Here is a 23,940-nt window from a genome sequence, read left to right as displayed (position 1 = left end):
AGGGCCCTCCTGTCAGGGCAGAGGTAAGCTGTCTTGCTGCGCGCGTCCAGTGGCAGGGTGGTGTGTCTCTCAAACAAAAACGCCCGCGTGAGCTGCGGGCGTTTTTGCAAATTGTATCCAAAGCTACGTTTAAGTGCCGTGGCTTTCGAACAGAACTTCTCTTTCGCCTTGATTTTCACGCGGTGGTCGCCCAACAACTTCGCGTAAGCCTTCCAGCTCGATGAAATTGTCCGCCTGACGGCGCAGGTCGTCCGAGATCATTGGGGGTTGGCTGCGAATGGTTGAAACAACCGATACGCGGACGCCTTGGCGTTGCAGGCTTTCGATCAGTGGGCGGAAATCCCCATCACCAGAAAACAGCACAATATGATCGACACGTGGTGCGAGTTCCATCGCATCAACCGCCAGTTCGATATCCATGTTGCCTTTGACTTTGCGTCTGCCTTGGCTGTCAGTGTATTCTTTGGCTGGTTTGGTCACCATTGTGAAGCCATTGTAGTTCAGCCAATCAACCAGTGGGCGAATAGGAGAGTATTCGTCGTTTTCAAGCAAAGCGGTGTAGTAAAATGCGCGTACCAGTTTGCCGCGACGCATGAATTCTGTCCGGAGAAGCTTGTAGTCGATGTCAAAACCCAGTGCCTTTGCAGCCGCGTAAAGGTTTGATCCATCAATGAACAGCGCCAGCCGTTCGTCTTTATAAAACATTTTTAAACATCCTTCCGAAGTCATAAATCCGTTCGTCGTGAAAATATGTGAGTGGCAATAAAACGAACAGATCTGTTTGGTTAAGCTAGAATTTCAGATGCTATTATGCAAGGGGAGTGTTCCTGAGCAAAAGGATAGGTCGCGATGAATGATTTACAAGAATTCTTGATCGCTTTAGGTGGGAATCAAGACGAGATACCCGAAAATATAAGTAAAACCATTGAGATGGCGCTTTTTGAGCTCGAAAGTTCAGGTGTTGTTATTTCAAAGGTAAGCCGCTTTTACCGTACGTCATGTTTTCCAAAAGGTGCTGGCCCGGATTTTGTGAATGCAGCAGCGCAGCTGCATTTTGGTGGTACCGCGGATGAAATGCTAAGGCGGTTACATGCGGTTGAAAACGCATTTGGCCGCAAACGGCTGCAGCGATGGGGCACGCGGAGTTTGGATCTGGACTTGATTGCAGCCGGAAGTTTGGTTTTGCCAAATTCAAAAACGCAAAAGCACTGGCGTGATTTGCCACTGGACGAACAGATGCGGCAGGCACCCGAGGAATTGATCTTACCTCATCCGCGCCTTCAGGATCGCGCCTTTGTACTTGTTCCACTTGCGGATGTGGCCCCGGATTGGGTGCACCCCATGACTGGCACAACTGTGGCCAAGATGCTGTCTGCGCTGCCTCAAGACGAGATCTCAGATGTGGTTCCTTTGTGAATTCGCCCCTTGTAAATCCAAATTTATGGCCTTAAATATCGCCCTTCTATAATTGTCTGCCCTATGGGAGAGGTCCTGATGGCCCGCGTTACCACAGAAGATTGCGTTGATAAGGTTCCAAACCGGTTTGACCTTGTGATGCTTGCCGCGCATCGCGCACGTGAAATTTCGGCCGGAGCGCCACTGACCGTTGATCGTGACAACGATAAAAACCCCGTTGTTTCGCTGCGTGAGATTGCGGATGAAACCCAATCTGCCGAAGATCTGCGCGAGCGTTTGATCGAATCGAATCAGACTCAGATCGAAGTTGATGAGCCTGAAGAAGATTCTATGGCTCTGCTGATGGGCGGGGGTGAGCCAGAAGCCCCAGCCGAAGACGATATGTCCGAAGAGAAATTGCTTCGGGCGCTGATGGAAGCTCAAGGTCAGGGATAATCCTGACCCAGCGGGCGGGGTACAGGCCGGATGATAGCCGTTGATGACCTGATTGAGCTGGTCCGGGCCTATAACCCAAAAACAGATGAAAAACTTATTCGCGCGGCCTATGATTACGGTCGCGATATGCACGAAGGGCAGTTTCGCCATTCGGGTGAACCTTATTTTAGTCATCCCGTCGCTGTTGCCGCGATCTTGACGGAACAAAGGTTGGACGATGCGACGATCGTTACGGCATTACTGCACGATACCATTGAAGATACCCGCGCGTCTTATGCGACAGTGACGGAACAGTTCGGTCAGGACGTGGCTGATCTTGTCGATGGCGTGACTAAGCTGACTAATTTACAACTCTCTAGCACCGAAACCCAACAGGCTGAAAACTTTCGCAAGCTGTTCATGGCGATGTCCAAGGATATGCGGGTTATCTTGGTCAAACTGGCTGACCGTTTGCACAACATGCGTACGATCAAGGCGATGCGGCCGGAAAAGCAGCTAAAAAAAGCCCGCGAAACCATGGATATCTTTGCTCCGCTTGCCGGGCGCATGGGGATGCAGTGGATGCGCGAAGAGCTGGAGGATCTGGCATTCCGGGTGATCAACCCCGAGGCCCGTGCATCCATTATCCGACGTTTTATTACGTTGCAGAAAGAAACCGGTGATGTGATTGCCCGGATCACCAACGATATGCGTCATGAGCTGGACAAGGCTGGCATTGACGCCGAAGTGTTTGGCCGCGCCAAGAAACCTTATTCAATCTGGCGCAAGATGCAGGAAAAAGACATGGGTTTTTCCCGCCTGTCAGACATCTATGGTTTTCGGGTGATCACGCGTCAGGAACGGGATTGTTATGGCGTTCTGGGGGCAATCCATCAACGATGGCGTGCTGTGCCGGGGCGGTTCAAGGATTATATAAGCCAACCCAAATCCAACGGTTATCGGTCTATTCACACAACCGTCAGTGGGCGCAATGCGCGCCGTGTTGAGGTGCAAATCAGAACCCGGCAAATGCACGACGTAGCGGAAACCGGAGTTGCGGCGCATTGGTCGTACCGCGACGGTGTGCGCAGTAAGAACCCGTTTGCTGTAGATCCTGCAAACTGGATTGCCAGTCTGACCGAGCAGTTTGACGCTGAGGATGACCACGCGGAGTTCCTCGAGGCGGTCAAGCTAGAGATGTACGCCGATAAGGTGTTCTGCTTCACCCCAAAGGGCGCAGTGGTGAAACTACCGCGCGGGGCGACGCCAATTGATTTCGCATATGCGATCCACACGCGGATCGGCAATGCATGTGTTGGTGCCAAGATTGATCATATGCGCGTGCCACTCTGGACTCGAATTAAAAACGGCCAGTCAGTCGAGGTGATAACTGCTGATGGCCAAACCCCACAGGCAACCTGGCTGGATATCGCGACGACCGGCAAGGCGCGCTCATCGATTCGTCGTGCCCTGCGGGAATTGGACCGTGATCGCTATATTAAGCTTGGTCGTGAGCTGGCACGGTCCGCGTTCGAACATATTGGCAAAAAGGCGACTGATAAGGCGCTGGACACTGCCTCCAAAACATTGCGTCTTAAAGACCGTGATGAGGTCTTGGCCCGGATGGGCAGCGCTGAGTTGACAGCACATCAGGTTTTAAGCTCAGTTTATCCTGATCTGGCACCTGTCGATGGGGCTGAGGTGCGTTTGGATCGCGCTGTGATCGGTCTGGGCGCGGATCAAAGCTTCAAGCGTGCCAGCTGCTGTCAACCGCTGCCGGGGGAACGTATTGTTGGGATTACCTATCGCGGGCGCGGTGTTTTGGTACACGCAATTGATTGTGAAGACTTGTCCAACTACGAGGAACAGCCCGAGCGTTGGCTGGATCTCCATTGGCATGCGGGGACGCATCCACCAGTTTACGATGTATCGATTGATGTCACTATCGGTAATGATGCTGGTGTATTAGGGCGGGTTTGTACTCTGATCGGCGAACAAAAGGCCAATATCGCAAACCTGGCTTTTCTTGATCGAAAAACAGATTTTCACCGCGTGTTGATTGATGTCGAAATACGCGATGCGGAACATTTACATAGCGTGATGTCTACACTTGATGCAGAAAGCCATGTAGCAGCTGTTGAGCGTCACCGAGATCCGAATCGGATCGGGGACGAGTAACAAGTAATCAACCAGGAGCCCCTCAGTGGTCTTCAAAAGACGAGACAAACGTCCCCTGTGGAAAGCGGTCACAGATTTCGTGTGGCCTAAAGGCGGCTGGGCGCGTGGCTTTCACTATGTAAAACACCGGGTACGACGTCTACCTGATCCGCCACATCGAATTGCGCGGGGTATTTTCTCTGGAATTCTCGTAACCTTCACGCCATTTTTTGGGCTACATTTCTTTCTGGCAGCTGGGCTGGCATGGCTTATTCGCGGCAATCTGGTTGCGTCGTTGTTATCTACCTTTGTAGGCAATCCGTTGACTTTTCCTGTCATTGTCACCGTTTCCCTGCGATTTGGGCATTATGTGTTGGGTCGCCCGATGCCGACGGAAGTGGACGAGGGGCTAGCCCGGATTTTTTGGGAAGCTATCAAGGAATTTTTTTGGAACATCTGGGCGGGAATAACGGAAGCCAATGCTGACTGGACACGCCTGTCAGAATTTTATCACGAGATTTTCTTGCCCTATCTGGTCGGTGGAATTCTCCCCGGATTGATCGCTGCTTTTGCAGGATATTATGTCAGCTTGCCCTTGATTCAGGCCTATCAGAAACGGCGCAAGGGCGTGATAAAAACAAAACTTGCGGCCCTGAAAGAAAAAGCCGCTTCCAAGGCTGACGGACGGACGAAACAGGACTAGTCTGCAAGAGATTCGGCCAGAATTAGGCACTTGGCAGGGAAGGAAAGAATATGCAGGGCTTGGGTGATCTACGACTTGGGATCAACATCGATCACGTGGCTACGGTGCGTAATGCGCGCGGCGGGATGTATCCTGACCCAGTTCGTGCGGCCAAGCTGGCTGAAACTGCGGGTGCGGATGGTATCACTGCGCACCTGCGTGAAGATCGCCGTCATATCTCAGACGCTGATATTGATGGTTTGATGGATGCGCTGAGCGTGCCGCTGAATTTTGAGATGGCCGCCACAGAAGAAATGCAGGACATTGCCCTGCGCCATAAGCCGCATGCGGTGTGTATCGTGCCAGAGAAACGCGAAGAACGCACAACTGAAGGCGGGCTGGAAGTGGCGCGCGAGGAGAACCGTCTGGCACATTTCATAGCGCCTTTGCGTGAAGCCGGCAGCCGGGTGTCGATTTTTATCGCGGCTGACCGCAAACAAATCGAAGCTGCACACCGTATTGGGGCTGAGGTAATTGAGCTGCACACAGGAGCATATTGTGATGCCCATGCCGAAGGGCGTTTTGAAGAACGCGATCACGAATTGAAAATGCTGCGCGAGATGTCTGCCTATGCGCATTCGTTAGGACTTGAAGTGCACGCAGGTCATGGGCTGACGTATGATTGTGTGAAGCCGATTGCGGCTTTCCCAGAGGTGATGGAGCTGAACATCGGACATTTTCTTATTGGTGAGGCGATCTTTTTGGGGCTTCAGCCTGCAATGGCTGAAATGCGCCGCCTGATGGACGAAGCTCGCGGCGACGAATATCGGTCTGCTGTATGATCTGGTTACGTTACGCCTGCGTTTTCGTGGTTACGGCACTGGGCACAGGGGTGCTTGTCTCAGTGCTGAAACAGAATGTGACCAGTGGCATTGGATCGTCTGCGCAATTGATGGTGCCTGCGATGATTGCTGCCGTGATCGAAGGGCAAAGGTGGGCGAAGACTCAAAAAGTTAAACCAAACTCGGGGCAGGTATGGGGCTTTGCTTGGATCGCTGCAGCATTAGCTACTGGGTTGAATGTGGTTCTGGCCTACGGTGCTGGGGCTATACTACCTGAATTTGCCAAACTCGCCATCGCACCGGCTTTGTCAAAGCAGTTTCTGATTTTATTGGGAATCTATGCTGGTGGCTATCTGATCTGCAACTGGTTCTTTTACAATTTGGGGGCTGGTAACCAGCTGACCTTGATGCAAGACCGCGACAAATCAAAGTGATGAGGCGTAGATGATTTTGGGCATCGGTAGCGATCTGGCCAATATCGAACGGATCGGCAAGACGATAGAACGGTTTGGTGACCGATTCAAAACCCGTGTTTTTACAGAAGCCGAGCGCGCCAAAGCCGAGCGCCGTCGTGACAGTGTCGGCACCTATGCCAAACGCTGGGCCGCGAAAGAGGCCTGCTCTAAGGCCTTGGGCACTGGTCTGGCCATGGGGATCTCTTGGCAGGATATGGCTGTGACCAATCTGGAAACGGGGCAACCGATGATGCAGGTTACAGGCTGGGCCGCGGACCGGTTGAGCGAAATGACCCCCACCGGGCATGAAGCCATAATCCATGTTACGTTGACGGATGATCACCCATGGGCGCAGGCTTTTGTGGTGATCGAAGCCCGGCCAAAATCTGGATGACAACAGGTCACACAAAGGTTCAGGCGCACAACTTGACACCTGACGCGCCACGCCGCATGTAGCGCTTGTATTGAGGACGGAGATTTTTTCGATGGCGACAGAAGAAAAAAAAGGCAGCGCGATACTTGAAACCATCAAGACGGTCTTTTGGGCGCTGATTATCGCCGGTATTTTCCGCACGATTTTGTTTCAGCCCTTCTGGATCCCGTCGGGGTCGATGAAAGACACATTGCTGGTCGGTGATTTCCTCTTTGTAAACAAAATGGCATATGGCTATTCCTATGCGTCCTGTCCCACTATTCGGATCCAACGTATTGGCGTTAACATCGATGCTGCCGATATCTGTGGATTTTTGGACGGCGACAACACCCGTATCATGGGTGGTGAACCAGAGCGCGGCGATATCATTGTTTTCCGCCACCCTGTCACCGGCGCTGATTTTATCAAACGCCTGATTGGCACGCCGGGCGACCGCGTGCAGGTGAAAGACGGTGTCTTGTATCTCAATGACGAAGCGGTCAAACGCGAAGACGCAGGCGTCTTTGAAGAAATTTATGAACCGCAAGGCCCGATCAGATCCCGCCCGCGCTGCGAAAACCGGGTGATCGCCGAGGGCGCTATTTGCCGTAAGTCACGCGAGCGCGAAACATTGCCCAATGGCGTGTCTTACGACATTTTGAATATCGGCACTCAACGTTCTGACAATACGGGCGTATTTGTCGTGCCGGAGGGGCATTACTTTTTCATGGGTGATAACCGTGATAACTCGACCGACTCGCGTTTCCCTCAAGCTGTTGGCGGCGTCGGTATGGTGCCCTATGAAAACCTTGTTGGCCGTGCTGATCGGGTGATCTTTTCTTCGGCGGGTCGCTCAATGCTGTTCTTCTGGACATGGCGAGGTGATCGTTTCTTTAAGGGGTTGGAGTGAAACTATCCGCTGATCTGAAAGCCTTTGAGGCGCGATTGGGGTATGAATTTTCCGACCCAGAATTACTGGTGCGTGCCGTTACGCATTCGTCAATGTCATCGCCAACGCGTGATGACAATCAACGGCTCGAATTTCTTGGAGATCGCGTTCTGGGCTTGGTTATGGCTGAGGCAGTTCTGGAACATGATCGAGCCGCCAGCGAAGGGCAATTGGCACCGCGGTTCAACGCCTTGGTGCGCAAGGAAACCTGTGCTGAAGTGGCGCAGGAGATTGATTTGGGCAAGGTGCTTAAGTTGGGCCGATCTGAGATGTTGTCAGGGGGGCGACGTAAGCTGGCCTTGTTGGGGGATGCGATGGAAGCGGTGATTGCCGCGGTCTATCGCGATGCTGGTTTTGAACCTGCCAAAGCAACCGTGCTGCATCTCTGGGGAGGTCGCGTCAAGACGGTTAAAGCGGATGCGCGTGATGCTAAAACTGCCCTGCAGGAATGGGCGCAAGCGCGCGCATTGCCGCCACCAGAATATATTCAGGTGGCACGTTCAGGGCCCGATCATGCGCCGCAATTCACCATAGAGGCGCGGTTGAAATCTGGCGAACGTCAAATCGCCTCAGCCGGGTCGAAGCGGCAGGCAGAGCAGGCCGCAGCGCAAGCGCTATTGTCCAGCCTGGGCTGATCAAACCACGCTGATATACCCGGCAAGCCCGGTTTTTTGGTGTTCAATCACATGGCAGTGAAACGCCCAGTCGCCGGGATTGTCGGCAACAAGGGCGATGTCCACGATCTCATCCTTAAGCAACAATAATGTGTCTGTGAACAGCGCCGGTAGCTGTCGCAGATTGGATCTCAGCGGCACAAACGCCAGTCCGTGCAGGTGGATCGGATGCAGATTTGGTGACTCATTGCGCAGGCGTAGGATATAGCTACGGCCGTGTTCCAACGTGGCCAATGGGCCGGTGCCTTTGGCCGCATCCCCCGACCACGGGGTGCGATTAATGGACCAGAACGTGTAGCCGAGGGATCCGCAATAACCGTCATTTGGAGCTGTGCCCTCCGGGCTCCAACCAAAGATAAACTCATGGGGCTGGGCCGTGCTCAGGTCTGGCATGGAAACGGGGTTGGCGGGCAGGCGGGGCAGGTCACGTAGATCCCGTCTCAAATCATTGCCCACGGCCCTCAATTGCGCCATTGGACGTGCTGCGACACCGGGAAATTTTGCCATCAGCGTGATAGATTCCCCTTCGCCAGATGGCATCTGAACCGCAAAATCAACCCGCTGCCCCGGCCCTAGCAGAAGCGGTTCTTCGGGGGTTGGTAGCGGCAGGTTCAGGTCAGTTGGGTGGCCATCCCAAGCGATGATACGGGCGTCAGTTGTATCAAGGTGCAGTTTGTAAATTCGGGTGGTATCGGTGTTCAGCACACGCAGCCGTACCAACCCACCACAGGGGTGGTCGTAACTTGGCGAGCGATACCAGTTTGCAGTTTGAACGTTGCCAAATGTCCCGGCTCGCGCTGCTCCACGTGCGGTGTAGGATGGCAAAAGGCTGCCGTCATCATTCAGGCGGAAATCACGTAGGTTTACCACCTGATCGGCATCGAATTCAGGGGCGTTTGCCTCTTCGATGATCAGGGCCCCGGTTAAGCCATGCGCCATTTGTGACATAGTCATGCAATGTGGGTGATACCAATAAGTACCAGCATCTGGCGGGGTGAATTCGTAGACGAATTGATCATTCTGACCCATAGGTAGTTGCGTTAAGTAGGGGACGCCGTCCATCTGATTGTCAATCCGCATGCCGTGCCAGTGCATCGCGGTATAATCGGGCATGGAGTTTGTCACTGCCAAGCACAATGGTACGCCCTGTTTGCCGTATATTACGGGCGGGGGCGCATCCGGTGATAGGCTAACCAACCCATGAGTGGTCTGCGCGCCAAATTGATAGATCGCAGGCTGAATGGTCATATCATATGTGATTGGGGAAGCTCGTCCCTGAAACGTGTTCGCCAGACAGGTCGTGCCTGCCATTGCAGCGGATCCCAGTAGGAAAGTGCGGCGGTTCATAGCCGTGTCCTCGTTGGTGATGTGGGCAGGCTGCTGGCGTATGGCTGGCAGGGATTTATGAGAGTACGGTGCCCAACGTACCACTCTATTGTGTCATGAATATTCAGGGGTGTGCAATGCGTGTTGTGACTTTGCTGCCTAAAATTGGCCTCTGGCCTGCTATGATAAACTGCTGTAGGGCATAGCGCTTAACACAGGAGCCGAAAACATGAGCACACGCGCCGGATTTATTGCCCTGATCGGAGAACCGAACGCAGGTAAATCCACGCTTCTTAACCGGATGGTTGGGGCGAAGGTCAGTATTGTGACGCATAAGGTGCAAACCACCCGTGCGCGTATTCGTGGCGTGGCGCTTGAGGGCGAGAGCCAGTTGGTGTTTGTCGACACGCCCGGCTTGTTTCGCCCACGTCGCCGATTGGATCGTGCGATGGTTGCCGCAGCTTGGGGTGGAGCGGCGGATGCGGATGTGGTTGTGCTCTTGGTCGAGGCCCATCGCGACATCACCGAAGGCGTGCAAAGTATTCTTGAGGGCCTGGGTGATGTCACCAAAGGCCGCAAAGTTGCGCTGGCGATCAACAAAATCGATCGCGTCAAAGCCGAAGCATTGCTGGCTCTGACTGAGAAGCTGAATGAACAGTTTGATTTTGCTGAAACATTTATGATTTCAGCCGAGAAAGGCTACGGCGTGGATGTCCTACGCCATTGGTTGGCGGAGCAACTGCCTGAAGGCCCGTGGCTCTACCCCGAGGATCAGATTGCTGATCTGCCATTGCGGATGATTGCCGCAGAAATGACCCGCGAAAAACTGACTCTACGCCTGCATCAGGAACTGCCTTATCAACTGACCGTTGAGACCGAAAACTGGGAAGAGCGCAAAGATGGGTCCGCCCGAATTGATCAGGTGATCTATGTCGCCCGTGACGGCCATAAGGGCATCATTCTGGGTCACAAAGGTGAGACGATGAAAGCGGTTAGCAAAGCCGCGCGCGAAGAACTGCAGGAATTCCTTGGCCGCCGTATTCACTTGTTCTGTCAGGTCAAAGTGCGTCCAAACTGGCTCAATGAAGCCGAGCGGTATTCTGAGATGGGACTCAACTTCAAGGACGGCAATGCATGAGTCGCCTGACGGCGGAGTTTTGGGTGCAAGCCTATATGACGCGTCTACGACTGACCGATATTCCGGCCTTTGTTGTCGCCCATGGTGATAATACGGCTGGCGCGGTTTTGGTCAAACTGAACACGCTGGATGGACAGGCGCAGGCTTATCAGCGCAGTTTTGATTTGATGAGCGGCGAACGCCAGTGGATGGTGCTGTCCGAAGGTGCTGAAACTGAGGTCGATGAAGCCATCAAACGCCAGCGCAGTTTTGATCCCGACCTATGGGTGATCGAGGTCGAAGATCGTGCAGGGCGGCACTTGCTGGATCAATCGGGTTTAGCTTATTAATCAGTGTCGCCCAGCGCTAATCTAATTTTGAGACATGTGATGCAGCTTGCCTGCGTTTGAAAACTGGTATCCAATGCTGGAAACTTTGAGGGCCGCGCATGGAGTGGCGAGATACAGGTATATTGCTGTCCAGCCGGACGCATGGGGAAAACGCCGCGATCATCGAGGTGTTCACCCCGACCCGTGGCCGTCATGCGGGCGTGGTGCGCGGGGGCACGTCGCGCAAAATGGCGCCGGTGTTGCAGCCCGGGGCGCAGCTTGATCTGATGTGGCGCGCCCGACTTGAGGATCACATCGGCACGTTTCAAGCCGAATTGGAGCAGTCGCGCGCTTCGCAATCGATGAATGACCGGTTGAGCCTTGCGGGGTTGAATGCGGTGACGGCGCTGCTTTTGTTTTGCCTGCCAGAGCGTGAGGTGCATGCGCGGCTGTATGAACGCACTCAGACTTTGCTCAATCTGTTGGGTCAGCGCGAGGTCTGGCCATTGGCTTACTTGCAGTGGGAGTTGGCTTTGTTAGAAGACATGGGTTTTGGTCTCGATCTGTCGTCTTGCGCGGTCGAAGGAGCGCGAGCCAATGACCTGAGTTACATTTCTCCCCGAACAGGAAGGGCAGTCTCGCGAAAAGGGGCAGGGGACTGGGCGGATCGACTATTGCCGCTGCCGCAATGTCTGATGGGACATGGTCCGGCACCGGATGCAGAGATCGCACAAGGGTTTGAGGTCACTGGGCATTTCCTACAAAATCATTTGGCCCCGGAAATCGGCAATAAACCTCTGCCTGATGCCCGGCAGCGCTTTGTCGACCGGTTTGCGCAAAATCACTGCGCCTGAAAGATCATTTCACGCCCAGCATCATTGCTGAGGATGAGAGTATCGCCAGCGATTTCAGACAAGGTCATCGCGCGGAGTGATTTAAGATATCGCCCCTCTGCAGCCAGATCTGGGCACGCGCGTTTTGTGGTGCTGATGTTTTTGGCTTCGAACCATGGATAAGGCGCAGTTTGCTGGCCGTGGTAGCTATTGCAGGGGCCGGAACCTGAAACCACGCCTGGTGCGGGGAACAGCAAAGTCGCGTTTGTTTGGCTGGGTTCACCATCAATGTCGCGCAGATGCCAAGTTGCCTCAGCACCGCCATAAGCTGCGAGCGTTTCGTCACTGGCGCATTGCGTCAAAGCCGCGAGCAAGACAAATGCGAGGACAGCGCGCGAAAGCATCATCTGAGCGCCAAAACTAAATCAACCAAAGAACCGATGGCGTCTTGATCTGTGGCGGTGCCCCGCGCGGGTAGTGACGTCATGCCAATGGCTGCGGCATAGATGATGCGCGCCATTTCGGGGTTGGTCACCCCAATTTGACTCAGCAATGATTGTAGGTACATCAAACGGCCTTCATCGACACGCATCAAGCTGGCCTGTACTAAGGGCGATGCCGCGCCCCAAGCTCGTATGGCAGCGTCAAGACGGGCGGACTGTTCTACCAGTGACTGCACGAAGCTGCGCAGTTGCGAGACAGGGTTGGTACCTGAATTTGGTGGCGGCGTTGCTAGGCGGCTTTCCCAATCTTCCAACAGAATTTGATGATAGGTGGGCACATCCTTGAAATGCCAATAAAACGACCCCTTGGTGGTGCCGATACGGCGTGCCAGAGGTTCGGCCTTTAAGAAATCATGACCCCCAGTGGAGAGCGCGGCAAAGCCAGCGTCGATCCAGTCTTTTGTAGTAAGACGTTGGGCATTCGCGTTTCGCATGTGCAATCAATACGTAGGCGTATGTTGATCGGCAACCCCAGTAACGATTGTGAGTGAGAAATAGTTGATCAGGGCTATCGTCAAGGCGTTGGCTGGGGCAGGGTAACAAGATGAGTAACGGATTGTCACATATCACTTTTGTTGTGTCTGACCTGAACCGGATGCAACAGATTTTGGAAACGGTATTTGATGCGCGTTGTGTCTATCAAAGTGGGGATGATCAGTTTTCCCTGTCAGAAGAGCGATTTTTCCTGATTGGAAATGTTTGGGTTGCTACGATGTGGGGGCAGTCTTTGCCCACGAAAACGTACAATCATGTGGCATTTCAAATCGAAGAGGATGAGTTTGATGATCGTCAGGCCCGAATTGAACAATTGGGGTTAGAATTGCGTCCGCCTCGTCCACGGGTCGAGGGTGAAGGGCGGTCGCTGTATTTTTATGGGCCAGATAATCACTTGTTTGAATTACACACCGGGACGTTGGCACAAAGATTACAACGCTATGCGAGCGGCCCCAGCGAATAGCGTGTGATCAGGTGGAAAAAACCGTCTTTCGCCTCACCTACCAGACTGAGTGCATCAATTTCTAAAGGTGCCTCAAACGGTGCGGCCAATGACGCGAGGCATTTTTGAACAAGGGGCAGCTGCCTCTTGGGCATTTTTCCTGTGAGGGTCATGTGAAACCGAAAGCCATCCATTACATGCGGATACCCCCACTTGAGTAATCGTTCTTCCTGGTCTGCGCTCAGGCGTCCAGATCGGCGGCGGTCCAGCTCTGCATCTGTCAAAGAGGCTCGATAATTATCAAACTGCTGCACAACACGCGCCGCAATCTGGTGCATTTCGCTTGTGTCTCCGGTTGGCGTGAGTGCCAAAAACCGGCCTAGTGGCCTGAGCGTTAAACCCTCCAAATTGACTGCAGAAGTTTGTTGGCAAAACTTCTCAAGCTCAAATTTAAGCCCCTCTTCAGTGCAATCTGGTGCTAAACGAAAGGGCGGCTTGATGGTCGCGTGCAAACCGTACTTGCGTGGTGTTTCTGTCAATTCTGGCAGGTCTATGGGTAAACCCGGGCAATCGATGTGCGGGTTTAGCTGACCAAGGGCAATGTCCCATCCCAGCCAACCAGCGCCGAATGTCGCCAGAGGGCTTGTGGGAGGGGTGTAATAGATTGCGTAACGTTTAAACTGCATTGATAGCCTTGAGTGTGACGGGCGTTGCCCTCTCTTCGCACAAGTTCGTGTTTACGCCAATGGCGGGGTGATCTGTTTTGACAACCGGCGGAGAGCGCCGCATAACCGGGGCAGGTGCCAATTGCAGGAGACCTGATCATGACTGCCGCCACGCTGTTCCCCTTACCACTCGCCCCTGAGGTCCCAATCGTAGGTGAGGATCTGAGCTATCCGGTCAGGCGTATTTTCTGTGTTGGGCGCAACTACGTGGCCCATGCGGCGGAAATGGGCAACGAGGTGGACCGCGAGGCACCATTTTACTTTACAAAATCACCCTCAAATATTTGCCATACTGGCGCAGAGATCGCCTATCCGCTTGGTACTCAGGATTGTCACTATGAGATGGAGTTTGTTGTGACAATTGGTTCAGCAGCGTTTCAGGTCACAGCAGATCAGGCGATGGATGTGGTCTATGGTTATGCCTGTGGCATTGACTTGACCCGCCGAGATTTGCAGACCGCAGGTAAGGAAAAACGCCGCCCTTGGGATCTGGGTAAGGACTTTGAGAATGCAGCCGTGATCGCACCGATCACGCCGGTGGCCAGCTTTGGAACAATTGCCGATCAATCCATCACGTTGAGGCATAACGGGCAGGTCTCTCAGCAAGCCAAACTGAGTGATATGGTCTGGTCAGTTCCAGAGATCATTGCGCATCTCTCGGGTTATTATCATCTTGGGCCGGGAGACCTGATTTACACCGGAACACCTGCGGGTGTCGGGCCTGTGGTGCCGGGTAGTACATTGCATGGGATGATCACCGGATTGGAGCCTATCGCGTTGGAAATCGCTGCAGAATGAGAATGAGTTTGGGGCACAAAATTCAATGACACTGCAACGTTTGAAATGGTTGGAACACTTCCCCATCGCGATGTTCACCATCACCATGGGATTAAGTGGATTGGCAATGGCATTGCGCGCGGCCGAACCGGTACTGGGTTTGACCGGGGTGTTGTCCACGGCTGTGTTTGGGCTAACGTTGGTATTGTTCTTTAGCTTTTTGGTGCTCTACCTGATCAAGTTGGCTAGTTGCGTGCGTTCTGTTGCGGATGAATGGAACCACCCGGTGCAACTGGCGCTGTTCCCGTCTATGTCGATCTCGCTTTTGTTGCTGTCGGCGCTGATGCTGGACAGCTGGGCCGGGCTGGCACATCTGATGTGGTTGGCAGGCATGGTGCTGCAAGGCGTGCTGACGTTGGCCGTGGTCTCGGGCTGGATCAGTGCAAGGGCGTTTCAACATGGGCATCTGAACCCCGCGTGGTTTATTCCAACCGTGGGCAATGTTATCGTGAGCTTTGCCGGGGTGCCATTGGGCTATATAGAGATCAGCTGGTTTTTCATCTCTGCCGGGCTGATGTTTTGGCTGATCCTTGTGTCATTGGTGATGAATCGATTGATTTTTCACGACCCACTGCCAGAGCGACTGCAGCCCACACTGGTAGTGTTGATTGCGCCACCCGCTCTGATCTTTCTGGCGTGGGTCGGGTTGATGGGCCGCGTTGACGCCTTTGCCCATATCTTGTTGAACGTGACCTATCTGTTTGTGCTGATCGTGGCGATGCAATTACCGCGCATGTTGAAACTGCCCTTTGCTCTGACGTTCTGGGCGCTGTCGTTCCCGATTGCTGCTGCAACCAGCGCCAGCTTTACCTACGCAGCAGCAACCGACTCTATTCCGCATCAGGTGATCGGATTGGGGCTGCTTTTTGCGCTTTGTGTGATTATTAGCTTTCTGGCATTCCATACGATCCGTCTGGTGATTTCTGGGCAACTTTTCCAGCCAGACTAAACCTAATGCTCATAGGTCACTGCTTTTGTTGGTAAGATGCGTGGGGGCTGGTAGGCTGGCAATATCATGACGTGAGAGATGTAAATAGCGGTGATGATAAAGAGTAAATTGGCCAAGGCGCGTATTATGGAGCTTCAACGGGAGCTATCGCAGCCTGTGACCGTCTGGGGGCGGCGCTATATGGCGACATTGATCGTTACGATCATACTGTCGGTATTTTATCTGTTCATTCAGGATGAATTCCCGCTGGCATTGCCGATGGGCAGTTTGCGATTGTTGGCGATTGAACTGTTTATTCTTGTGGTATTTTCCGCTGACTTTCTGCTCAGATTGTTGGTGGCGAAAAAAGACAAGCGAGAGATTTTGTTTCTTGCGATTGACTTTCTGGCAATTCTACCTTCGGTGATTGTGGTGCTGCAATACACTGGGTTGATTACGGACAATGGGTTTGAATATCTAGCGTTGCTTCGCCTGATGCGGTTATCGCGTATCCTGAAACTGTTGCGAATGCAGAATGCGGTTGTAGACATTTTTGGTGCCTCAGTACTGACTTTAGTGTTTGGCGTCATGGCGTTGCACCTTGGGCTGCGGGTGTTTTTGTTAGAACTCACCGAAGTGTTCGGTGTCAGTATTGAGGATTATTTTGATCGAAATATTTTGATGATAGCAGTTACGGCCGTTGGTTCGGTTTTTGGTATTGCACTGGCCATTACCTTTGGAATTGCCAAGCGCAAACAAATTGAAATTTCTGAACTGCACAGATTAGCTCTGGATGCATTGGATGCGATCGAGGCAGATATTGAGCGCCTTAAACCTGACAATACTTGGAAAGGCTCGCAAGTGTGGAGAGACAGCATTGACCAGTTTTTGAATGAAGAGGTCAGCTACCCCGAAATGAAGAGCAGAACGCGGGTGTTGTTGTCAGACGTTAGGGCACAAATTATCGACAGGCCTTCGCTTGATGTGCCGTTTCACAACAATCTTGTGGCAAGGGTAAGCCAGTTTCTTACCAAGACACAAATCGAGTTTCACCCGGTGTTTTACAAATGGCTCAACCGGATCGCACAACTGTATTTCGTTCTGGTCCTGTTAGCGGCCCCAGGGCTGACAGGTGTTTTTGTACAGTTGATGGTGATCTTTGTCTTTCAGGGGTTGGTGGTGATCATCGATGATATGGACCACGCTGTAGATACAGAAGTGACGTTGTTTAATTCCAAGATCCTTGAGGTTTGATCGCGTTATCAAAGCGGTGTTCACCATCTAAAACGTGAGGCTTTTGTCTTTGGTGTAAAGGTAAGGCTTCTAGTTTAGTAAAGCGAACCCGGAAGCTTTGTCAGCTCGCAGGGTTGAGGCAACAAATTAGCCAAGCAGACGGCGGGCGATTGTTTGCGCCAGATTGAATGGCTGATTTTGTCGTGTATCTTTTGTGTTCAAGGTGCAATGTGCGCGTTAGATACCACCCGTCGATGAAATCATGTATCACGGCAAATCGTGTGAACTCTCCCATTTCTCAATCAACCGATCACTGAGTTCTGGAAAATGTGACCCAGTTGGTGTGCATTGCTCAATACGATCAATTCTGAAATGTCGGAAGTGTTGGCGTAGCTCACACCATGCCGCAAGGAGTACTGCATCGATATAGTAGACAAGCGCAAGAGGTTTGATCTCACGCTCGGTACGTTGGTCTTGTAGGTCTAGATACGTTATCTTTAGCTCGGTTGCCTCTCGTATGAAGTGGCGCAATGTGCGTGCCTCAATGCTGGGCGTCGGTATCGCATTCCATTTCGAGACATGTAGCGGGGTCCTACGCTTCAAGTCTTGGGGTAATACATCTGAAATCTTGGCCGTTACGCTGTTGGCAGAGCGCTCAAGCCCCGGATCGCCAATACGACCCAAGAGTGCGAGCCCCACAGCAATGGCTTCGATTTCATCCTGAGTGAACATCAGCGGTGGCAAGTCAAAGCCTGCGCGCATTACATACCCAATGCCCGCTTCACCTTCGATTGGCAGACGCATTGCCTGTAGTGCGGCCATATCCCGGTATATGGTACGTTTTGTAACTTCCAGCTCGTGGCTAATTTGTTGCGCTGTCATGGGCGTGTTGGCGCGCCGCAATAGCTGGATAATTTCAAACAAGCGAGTCGATCTGGGCATATTGCAATGTAGTAGAACACTACTGACACCATGTTGTCAGTAGTGATTTTATAGAACGACAAAAATCGCCAATATATCGCTCAATAAGGACACCGTAATGCTTCATGATTACAAGGCCAGTTCAGGGACATTTGAAGCTATCTGGGCACTCGAAATTAAAACTCTAACTGAAGACACTGATCGAATATTGGATGCCGTGTTGAAGGTGCATCCCCTTAGCTATGGGCGCTACCAACGCACGGCATCGATATCTGCGGTTGGGATGGAAGCCGCGCAACCACAGGTCAACTCGACCACAACCACCCATAAGCAAGGTTATGAGGTTGGTGCCACGATGGTCGCGGATTGCCCAATCAAAGCAGGAGTATAAGGTGATTAAATATTATTATCTGAATGGTGACCATTGTTACCGCGCACTACATACGGCACATGCAGTGTATCATTCTGATGATGGCAAACTGATTGCGCGCGCTATGCGACCAGACAACAGCGAGCTATATGAGTTTGAAATCGCAGGATTTGAGATCGTAGAAGCGGGCGTGCGATGTGATTAGACCCCGTAGCGGGGCTAATTCTTTCGTCAAGCCGGGTCGTGCCATACGTGAGGCGTCTTGCGGGGCTTTCCCCATCTGCCATTATGGCACAGTTGTAACACGACGTAGTGTTAACCTAAAAGCCGCCTTGCAATCACTTGCGCCTGAATTTCGGCAGCGCCCTCAAAGATGTTCAGGATGCGGGCGTCGCACAGGATGCGGCTGATGGTGTATTCCGTCGCAAAGCCGTTGCCGCCGTGAATCTGCAATCCGTTGTCGGCGGCAGCCCAAGCGACGCGGGCGCCGAGTAGTTTGGCCATGCCAGCCTCAAGGTCGCAGCGGTGACCATGGTCTTTTTCCCAAGCGCTGAAATAGGTCAGTTGACGGGCGATCATGATCTCGACCGCCATCATCGCCAGCTTACCGGAGACGCGCGGGAACTCGATTAGGGATTTGCCAAACTGCTTGCGGTCGATGGCATATTGCATCGCCACATCCAGCGCCGATTGTGCGACGCCGATGGCGCGGGCGGCGGTTTGGATGCGGGCGGACTCAAAAGTCTCCATCAGCTGTTTGAAGCCTTTGCCTTCTTCGCCGCCCAGCAGGTTTTCACCTTTGACGTGGAAGTTGTCAAAACCCAGCTCGTATTCTTTCATGCCGCGATAACCCAGAACTTCGATCTCGGTGCCGGTCATGCCTTCGGTTGGGAAGGGGTGTTCATCCGTGCCGGGTGTCTTTTCGGCCAGCAGCATCGACAGGCCACGGTGATCGGTAGTGTCGGGGTTGGTTCGCGCCAGCAGGGTCATCACATGGGTACGCGCGGCGTGGGTGATCCATGTCTTGTTGCCGGTGATTTTCCAGTCACCGTTTTCATCTTTGACCGCACGGGTGCGCAGGCTGCCAAGGTCGGAACCGGTGTTCGGTTCTGTAAAGACGGCTGTTGGCAGAATTTCACCGCTGGACAGTTTGGGCAGCCAGTTGGCTTTCTGCTCGTTCGTGCCGCCGCAGAGGATCAGTTCAGCGGCAATTTCAGACCGGGTGCCCAGAGAGCCGACACCGATGTAGCCGCGGCTGAGTTCTTCGGAGACTACAACCATGGACGCCTTGGACAGGCCCAAGCCGCCAAAATCCTCGGGGATGGTCAGGCCAAAGACGCCCATTTCGGCCAGTTCCTCGATGATCTCCATCGGGATCAGCTCGTCCTTGAGGTGCCAATTGTGCGCGTTTGGAATGACCTTATCGACGGCGTAGCGGCGGAACTGCTCGCGGATCATTTCGAGTTCTTCTTCCAGACCGGTAGCGCCGATGGTGATTTCGGCGCTGCGTTCCTGCATCAGCTCGACCAGACGGGTGCGGGCCGCTTGGGAGTTGCCCTGCGCCATCAGTGTTTGAACTTCTGAACATTGGAAGCCGCCAAGCACATCCCAACCCAGACCCAAATCAGCCAGACGCACGACCTCGGTTTGGTTCATCGGAATGCCGCCGGCGATCTGGTGCAGGTATTCGCCAAAACCGATTTGAAGCAACAGCTGCTCGACTTCGCCAAACTTTCCATCCGCATCCAGACGTTTCGCCCAGTTGCGCATCTGACGCAGAGCTTCCACATATGTTGCCAGCCAGGACAGCCCATGCGCGGCATTCTGGTTGGCTTCCATTTCGGCACCTGAAACCCGGCCATCAATCGTCACCAAGTCGCGTAGTTTCTGCTTTGCAGCATCGAGTACGGATTCAGCGGGTGGCACGGCGGCTTCGGCCAGTGAAATCAGGTTATCGAGAACAATCGGCTTAGTCATGGTGGCGTCCTGTCTTGGCGGAAAGTGAATTACAATTACGTCCTATCTATTTTGCAGTTGCAGCGCAACTATAATGCATGTGGATGCGTTGATTTGTTCAAATCTTGCGTGACGGAAAATCTTGCTGCACACAACAAGCAACCTGTTATGTGTGGCTCATGGAGACGTTGTTTGGCGCTGATGCGCTCTGGATTTTGAGCTTTGGTTGTTTGATCGCCATCTTGGCCGGGACGGTCAAGGGGGTCGTTGGCTTTGGCATGCCCATGTTGCTGATTTCGGGGCTGAGCACGGTGATGCCACCCGATCTGGCGCTGGCGGGGCTGATCATGCCGACGCTATTGACCAACGGCTGGCAAGCATTGCGGCAGGGGTTTTCTGCAGCGTGGGAATCTGTGCGCAAATACCGAGTGTTTTTGTTGGTCGGATTGGTGTTTCTGCTGGGCTCGGCGCAGGTGGTTCGGGCGGTGCCCAGTCAGGCCTTGTTGCTGGGGATCGGCGCGCCGATTGTGCTTTATGCATTGGCATCTTTGTTGGGCTACCCTTTGCGCTTGCCTGCGGGGGCAGGGGCGCGGGCTGAGGCGGCCATCGGTGCGGTGGCCGGGTTCTTTGGCGGGATCTCTGGCGTCTGGGGGCCGCCAACGGTGGCGATGCTGTCGTCGCGTGATACCGAAAAGACCGAGCAGATGCGAGTTCAGGGCGTAATTTACGGGCTTGGTGCTGTGGCATTGGTCGTGGCGCATGTGACATCGGGTGTGTTGAACCGAGAAACCGCCCCGTTTTCGATGATCCTGATTGCCCCTGCGATGGCGGGCATGTGGATCGGATTTCGTATTCAGGATCGGTTAGATCAGGTCACGTTTCGTCGATTGACGTTTTTGGTGTTACTGCTGGCGGGGGCCAATCTGGTGCGCCGGGGACTTTGGGGCTAAGACGGCTTGATTGGTAAGAGGAAGCAGTGATGCAGGCGGCACTGGCGGGCTTTGCCCTAGGGTTTTCATTGATTTTGGCGATTGGGGCGCAGAATGCCTTTGTGTTGCGGCAGGGGCTGCGGCGCGAACATGTGTTTGCGGTTTGCCTGACTTGTGCGGTCTCAGACGCGCTGTTGATTGCTGCAGGTGTGGCGGGCTTTGGTGCACTGGCGGAGGCCGTGCCATGGTTGGAAACCGTGATGCGTTATGGCGGGGCGGTGTTTCTGATCTGGTACGGGTTGCGCAATTTTCTATCAGCCTGGAAGGGCGGCGAGGTGATGGAGAAGGGCAAGGGGACCAGCAGCCTGCGGGCGGCTTTGCTGACCTGTCTGGCGCTGACCTGGCTGAACCCGCATGTTTATCTGGATACGGTGGTATTGCTTGGATCGATCAGCGCGCAATACGCCGACAAACTGTCGTTCGCGATGGGGGCGATGACGGCCAGCTTTGTTTTCTTTTTCTCATTGGGATATGGCGCCCGCATTCTTGATCCGTTGTTTCGCAAACCCTCGGCCTGGCGGGTATTGGATGTGATTGTGGGGCTGACAATGTGGGGAATTGCGGCGAAGTTACTGCTGCATTGAGGTGTGGCGCACATGGGCTGTGCGCCCGCATCTAATAGCCGTGGTGCGATTTTGGGTTAGGTTGATGGCAACGAGACCTTTAACGGAGCCTGATCCATGAGCTGGAACCCGATGCTGGAGCCGCAACACCCCGATCAGGGGCGGTTGGACGATATTGAAACTGTGATCATTCCGCGTGCACGGGATCTGGGCAGCTTTGAAGTGCGCCGGGCCTTACCGGCTCCGCAGCGGCAGATGGTTGGGCCGTTTATTTTCTTTGATCAGGCGGGGCCGGCTGAGTTTGTGACCGGGCAGGGGATCGATGTGCGACCGCACCCGCATATTGGGCTGGGGACGGTGACATATCTGTATAAGGGTGAGTTTGAGCATCGCGATAGTCTGGGCACCCATCAGATGATTTACCCCGGTGAGGTAAACTGGATGGTGGCCGGCAATGGCGTGACCCATTCAGAGCGCACCAGTGAAGAGACCCGCAAGGGGCGCAGCGAGTTGTTCGGCGTGCAAACATGGGTTGCCCTGCCCGAAGAGGACGAAGAACGTGGTGCCAATTTTGAGCACCACGACGAGGCGGCCCTGCCGTTTTTGCAGGCCGAGGGCAAATCGCTGCGCCTGATTATGGGGCACGGCTGGGGCGAGGTTGCGCCAGTGAATACATTCACGGACATGTTTTATGCCGATGTGGTGCTGGAGGCGGGTGCGGCATTGCCATTGCCAAGTGATCATGAGGATCGTGGGATCTATGTGATGACTGGTAATATTGAGGTTGCCGGCGACACATTTGAGGCGGGCCGCATGATGGTCTTTCGCCCCGGTGACGAGATCACCATCAAAGCAGGCGAGCAAGGTGCGCGGCTGATGGCGTTGGGTGGTGAAACAATGAACGGCCCACGTCATATCTGGTGGAACTTTGTGGCTTCCTCGCGCGAGAAGATTGAGGCAGCCAAAGAAGCTTGGGCGCAAGGAGATTGGGAGCAGGGTCGGTTTCAGCTGCCGCTGGGGGATGATGCGGAGTTTATTCCGCTGCCGTGAACATGGATTGAACAGATAATCGACTGAGGATTCAATCTGACCTTTGACCTGAGCGGGGAATTAAGACACTCTGGCCTGATGTCGTCGTTATCCCAATTTGAGGTTTTGCTGCCTGAGCTGAGGGCCTATGCGCGCTCTATCGCAGAGCGGGCGGAGGATGCCGAGGATCTGGTGCAGGATGCGATTGAGCGAGCTTTGCGTAGTGACGCGCAGCCCAATCGCCTGGAAGAGTTGCGACCCTGGATGTTTCGTGTCATTCGCAACCTCTACTATGATGAATTGCGCAAAAGACGGGTTCGTCGGGAATATTCGGATGGTTTTAAACGTTTCTCTCAGGAACAGACTCACCTGAGTGACCATGTGCGGGATATTACAATTCGACAGGCATTTGATCAGCTCCCCCCTGCGATGCGGGAAATCTTGTTTCTTGTGGATATTATGGGAATGAAATATGCCGAGGCCGCAGTGGTTTTGGATGTTCCAAATGGCACAGTGATGAGCAGGATCAGCCGGGCGCGACGCGCTTTGTTGGAGTTGGTGAACGGGTCCGTCATGGGCGAGATGGAAAAACAAAAGTGACGCAGGTAACGGATCACGATTGGGCGCTTTTGAATGCGCTGGCAGACGGAGAATTGCCTGCTGATGAAGCCGAGGCTCTGTCCCAGCGGATTGAGGCCGATCCGGAGCTGGCGGACATGTTGGCGTCAATTCAACAGGTCTCGCACGCGTTGTCGGCGCTCAAACCCGACACGGTTCCTGACACGATTGTACAGTCCGCCCCAGCCAATGTGAACTGGCAGCCGTGGCCGTGGTCGTGGCTGGTGGGCGGCGCTATTGCCGCTGCGATGTCGGTGATGGTGTTTTTTGCCAACACAAGTAAATCTGTTGATCCCGCAGCCATTCATGCACTGTATGCGGCACAAATGTTCCCGGTGGCGAGTGCTCAGAACATTCAGATGGTGTTAGGGGCCGAAATCGATGGCTTCCCCAGTCTGGTAGGGGCCAATCTGACATTGGTTGTAACCAAGACCGATACCGCAGCCACATCAGCGCATTATGTTGGGGTAAATGGCTGCCGTTTGACGGTATTGCAGGGGGCTGGGGAGCAACCGGCTTTGCCGCAAAAGCTGCAATCAATTCAGTGGCGGGTCGGAGAACGTTGGTATCAGGCTCTGGCCTCGGGTATGGATCCGATTAAATTCAAAGCGGTCAGTGCCTATCTGCAACAAGCTACGCGTCGTCAAGCCACCAAAGTCGATGTCGTTGCGCTCCATGGGGCGACAAATGCTGCCGCCCCATGTGCATGAATTAAAATTCCGCTT

At 53.7% G+C, this 23,940-nt stretch carries 30 protein-coding genes; 23 read left to right on the top strand and 7 right to left on the bottom strand.

The features are described 5' to 3' along the window. Positions 1 to 129 precede the first annotated feature (129 nt). Positions 130 to 705: an NYN domain-containing protein gene (locus tag D9A02_RS17070; protein WP_120502085.1), complete on the bottom strand. Its 576-nt coding sequence runs from the start codon at positions 703 to 705 to the stop codon at positions 130 to 132. A 144-nt stretch (positions 706 to 849) separates the two neighbouring features. On the opposite strand from D9A02_RS17070, the gene folK reads away from it, so the two are divergent. From folK to rnc, 9 genes are all read left to right on the top strand, one after another. Continuing rightward, the gene (gene folK / locus D9A02_RS17065) at positions 850 to 1,416 is read left to right on the top strand and encodes a 2-amino-4-hydroxy-6-hydroxymethyldihydropteridine diphosphokinase (protein WP_120502084.1); all 567 of its coding nucleotides are present in this window, start codon (positions 850 to 852) and stop codon (positions 1,414 to 1,416) included. Positions 1,417 to 1,494: 78 nt separating this feature from the next. Next, a complete protein-coding gene (rpoZ, locus tag D9A02_RS17060; RefSeq protein ID WP_120502083.1) occupies positions 1,495 to 1,851 on the top strand; it encodes a DNA-directed RNA polymerase subunit omega in 357 nt (118 codons plus the stop codon). Positions 1,852 to 1,881: 30 nt separating this feature from the next. Continuing rightward, positions 1,882 to 4,008, top strand: coding sequence for a bifunctional (p)ppGpp synthetase/guanosine-3',5'-bis(diphosphate) 3'-pyrophosphohydrolase (locus D9A02_RS17055; RefSeq protein ID WP_120502082.1), 2,127 nt, complete (start codon positions 1,882 to 1,884; stop codon positions 4,006 to 4,008). 25 nt (positions 4,009 to 4,033) lie between these two features. Continuing rightward, on the top strand, positions 4,034 to 4,690 hold the full coding sequence (locus D9A02_RS17050) for a DUF2062 domain-containing protein (RefSeq protein ID WP_120502081.1): 657 nt from the start codon (positions 4,034 to 4,036) through the stop codon (positions 4,688 to 4,690). Between the two features lie 50 nt (positions 4,691 to 4,740). Beyond that, positions 4,741 to 5,511, top strand: a complete 771-nt coding sequence (locus D9A02_RS17045; RefSeq protein WP_120502080.1) for a pyridoxine 5'-phosphate synthase — start codon at positions 4,741 to 4,743, stop codon at positions 5,509 to 5,511. Then, positions 5,508 to 5,945, top strand: coding sequence for an ABZJ_00895 family protein (locus D9A02_RS17040; protein ID WP_120502079.1), 438 nt, complete (start codon positions 5,508 to 5,510; stop codon positions 5,943 to 5,945). The genes D9A02_RS17045 and D9A02_RS17040 overlap by 4 nt, the downstream gene beginning before the upstream one ends. 10 nt (positions 5,946 to 5,955) lie before the next feature. Then, the gene (gene acpS, locus D9A02_RS17035; protein ID WP_120502078.1) at positions 5,956 to 6,360 is read left to right on the top strand and encodes a holo-ACP synthase; all 405 of its coding nucleotides are present in this window, start codon (positions 5,956 to 5,958) and stop codon (positions 6,358 to 6,360) included. A gap of 91 nt (positions 6,361 to 6,451) precedes the next feature. Beyond that, a complete protein-coding gene (gene lepB / locus D9A02_RS17030; protein ID WP_120502077.1) occupies positions 6,452 to 7,288 on the top strand; it encodes a signal peptidase I in 837 nt (278 codons plus the stop codon). Then, on the top strand, positions 7,285 to 7,962 hold the full coding sequence (gene rnc, locus D9A02_RS17025) for a ribonuclease III (protein ID WP_120502076.1): 678 nt from the start codon (positions 7,285 to 7,287) through the stop codon (positions 7,960 to 7,962). Before lepB ends, rnc begins: the two co-directional genes overlap by 4 nt. On the opposite strand, the gene D9A02_RS17020 is transcribed toward rnc, so the two are convergent. Continuing rightward, positions 7,963 to 9,348, bottom strand: coding sequence for a multicopper oxidase family protein (locus tag D9A02_RS17020; RefSeq protein WP_120502075.1), 1,386 nt, complete (start codon positions 9,346 to 9,348; stop codon positions 7,963 to 7,965). 208 nt (positions 9,349 to 9,556) lie between these two features. Between D9A02_RS17020 and era the strand changes: the two genes are divergently transcribed. From era to recO, 3 genes are all read left to right on the top strand, one after another. Further along, on the top strand, positions 9,557 to 10,465 hold the full coding sequence (era, locus tag D9A02_RS17015; protein ID WP_120502074.1) for a GTPase Era: 909 nt from the start codon (positions 9,557 to 9,559) through the stop codon (positions 10,463 to 10,465). Further along, on the top strand, positions 10,462 to 10,794 hold the full coding sequence (locus D9A02_RS17010) for a DUF1491 family protein (RefSeq protein ID WP_120502073.1): 333 nt from the start codon (positions 10,462 to 10,464) through the stop codon (positions 10,792 to 10,794). The genes era and D9A02_RS17010 overlap by 4 nt, the downstream gene beginning before the upstream one ends. 98 nt (positions 10,795 to 10,892) lie before the next feature. Next, a complete protein-coding gene (gene recO, locus D9A02_RS17005; RefSeq protein WP_120502072.1) occupies positions 10,893 to 11,627 on the top strand; it encodes a DNA repair protein RecO in 735 nt (244 codons plus the stop codon). Here the strand turns inward: recO and D9A02_RS17000 are convergent. Beyond that, the gene (locus D9A02_RS17000; protein WP_367946755.1) at positions 11,615 to 12,013 is read right to left on the bottom strand and encodes an META domain-containing protein; all 399 of its coding nucleotides are present in this window, start codon (positions 12,011 to 12,013) and stop codon (positions 11,615 to 11,617) included. The two genes, recO and D9A02_RS17000, sit on opposite strands and share 13 nt — an antisense overlap. Continuing rightward, positions 12,010 to 12,543, bottom strand: coding sequence for a TetR/AcrR family transcriptional regulator (locus tag D9A02_RS16995; RefSeq protein WP_120502071.1), 534 nt, complete (start codon positions 12,541 to 12,543; stop codon positions 12,010 to 12,012). Before D9A02_RS16995 ends, D9A02_RS17000 begins: the two co-directional genes overlap by 4 nt. A 110-nt stretch (positions 12,544 to 12,653) precedes the next feature. On the opposite strand from D9A02_RS16995, the gene fosX reads away from it, so the two are divergent. Beyond that, positions 12,654 to 13,067 carry a FosX/FosE/FosI family fosfomycin resistance hydrolase gene (gene fosX, locus D9A02_RS16990; protein WP_120502070.1) on the top strand — a complete coding sequence of 138 codons (414 nt, stop codon included), beginning with the start codon at positions 12,654 to 12,656 and terminating at the stop codon, positions 13,065 to 13,067. Here the strand turns inward: fosX and D9A02_RS16985 are convergent. Continuing rightward, the gene (locus D9A02_RS16985) at positions 13,043 to 13,732 is read right to left on the bottom strand and encodes a DUF1045 domain-containing protein (protein WP_120502069.1); all 690 of its coding nucleotides are present in this window, start codon (positions 13,730 to 13,732) and stop codon (positions 13,043 to 13,045) included. The two genes, fosX and D9A02_RS16985, sit on opposite strands and share 25 nt — an antisense overlap. 138 nt (positions 13,733 to 13,870) lie before the next feature. Between D9A02_RS16985 and D9A02_RS16980 the strand changes: the two genes are divergently transcribed. The 3 genes from D9A02_RS16980 to D9A02_RS16970 all read left to right on the top strand — a co-directional run bounded on the left by D9A02_RS16980 (position 13,871) and on the right by D9A02_RS16970 (position 16,790). Beyond that, positions 13,871 to 14,569: a fumarylacetoacetate hydrolase family protein gene (locus tag D9A02_RS16980; RefSeq protein ID WP_120502068.1), complete on the top strand. Its 699-nt coding sequence runs from the start codon at positions 13,871 to 13,873 to the stop codon at positions 14,567 to 14,569. 25 nt (positions 14,570 to 14,594) lie between these two features. After that, positions 14,595 to 15,557 (top strand): SLAC1 anion channel family protein, encoded by a 963-nt coding sequence (locus D9A02_RS16975; protein ID WP_120502067.1) that lies wholly within the window; start codon positions 14,595 to 14,597, stop codon positions 15,555 to 15,557. A gap of 126 nt (positions 15,558 to 15,683) precedes the next feature. After that, positions 15,684 to 16,790, top strand: a complete 1,107-nt coding sequence (locus tag D9A02_RS16970; protein ID WP_162933117.1) for an ion transporter — start codon at positions 15,684 to 15,686, stop codon at positions 16,788 to 16,790. Between the two features lie 246 nt (positions 16,791 to 17,036). Here D9A02_RS16970 and D9A02_RS16965 read toward each other — a convergent pair whose 3' ends face one another. Then, positions 17,037 to 17,693, bottom strand: a complete 657-nt coding sequence (locus tag D9A02_RS16965) for a YafY family protein (RefSeq protein WP_162933116.1) — start codon at positions 17,691 to 17,693, stop codon at positions 17,037 to 17,039. Between the two features lie 115 nt (positions 17,694 to 17,808). Between D9A02_RS16965 and D9A02_RS16960 the strand changes: the two genes are divergently transcribed. Together D9A02_RS16960 and D9A02_RS16955 are read left to right on the top strand one after the other, a co-directional pair. Beyond that, on the top strand, positions 17,809 to 18,081 hold the full coding sequence (locus tag D9A02_RS16960) for a hypothetical protein (protein WP_120502064.1): 273 nt from the start codon (positions 17,809 to 17,811) through the stop codon (positions 18,079 to 18,081). Position 18,082: 1 nt separating this feature from the next. Beyond that, the gene (locus D9A02_RS16955) at positions 18,083 to 18,265 is read left to right on the top strand and encodes a hypothetical protein (RefSeq protein WP_120502063.1); all 183 of its coding nucleotides are present in this window, start codon (positions 18,083 to 18,085) and stop codon (positions 18,263 to 18,265) included. 110 nt (positions 18,266 to 18,375) lie between these two features. Here the strand turns inward: D9A02_RS16955 and D9A02_RS16950 are convergent, their stop codons facing one another. Then, positions 18,376 to 20,037: an acyl-CoA dehydrogenase family protein gene (locus D9A02_RS16950; RefSeq protein WP_120502062.1), complete on the bottom strand. Its 1,662-nt coding sequence runs from the start codon at positions 20,035 to 20,037 to the stop codon at positions 18,376 to 18,378. Between the two features lie 158 nt (positions 20,038 to 20,195). On the opposite strand from D9A02_RS16950, the gene D9A02_RS16945 reads away from it, so the two are divergent. The 5 genes from D9A02_RS16945 (at position 20,196) to D9A02_RS16925 (ending at position 23,925) form a co-directional block, all read left to right on the top strand. Beyond that, the gene (locus tag D9A02_RS16945; RefSeq protein WP_120502061.1) at positions 20,196 to 20,966 is read left to right on the top strand and encodes a sulfite exporter TauE/SafE family protein; all 771 of its coding nucleotides are present in this window, start codon (positions 20,196 to 20,198) and stop codon (positions 20,964 to 20,966) included. Between the two features lie 29 nt (positions 20,967 to 20,995). Further along, positions 20,996 to 21,589, top strand: a complete 594-nt coding sequence (locus tag D9A02_RS16940; RefSeq protein ID WP_120502060.1) for a LysE/ArgO family amino acid transporter — start codon at positions 20,996 to 20,998, stop codon at positions 21,587 to 21,589. 96 nt (positions 21,590 to 21,685) lie between these two features. Beyond that, on the top strand, positions 21,686 to 22,618 hold the full coding sequence (locus D9A02_RS16935) for a pirin family protein (RefSeq protein WP_120502059.1): 933 nt from the start codon (positions 21,686 to 21,688) through the stop codon (positions 22,616 to 22,618). A 78-nt stretch (positions 22,619 to 22,696) separates the two neighbouring features. After that, positions 22,697 to 23,197 carry a sigma-70 family RNA polymerase sigma factor gene (locus D9A02_RS16930; RefSeq protein WP_120502058.1) on the top strand — a complete coding sequence of 167 codons (501 nt, stop codon included), beginning with the start codon at positions 22,697 to 22,699 and terminating at the stop codon, positions 23,195 to 23,197. Then, positions 23,194 to 23,925 carry an anti-sigma factor gene (locus tag D9A02_RS16925; RefSeq protein WP_120502057.1) on the top strand — a complete coding sequence of 244 codons (732 nt, stop codon included), beginning with the start codon at positions 23,194 to 23,196 and terminating at the stop codon, positions 23,923 to 23,925. Before D9A02_RS16930 ends, D9A02_RS16925 begins: the two co-directional genes overlap by 4 nt. The last annotated feature ends 15 nt before the right edge of the window (positions 23,926 to 23,940 follow it).

Source organism: Roseovarius sp. EL26 (genome assembly GCF_900327775.1).
GTDB lineage: Bacteria > Pseudomonadota > Alphaproteobacteria > Rhodobacterales > Rhodobacteraceae > Roseovarius.
This window is presented reverse-complemented; position numbering and strand designations above follow the sequence as displayed.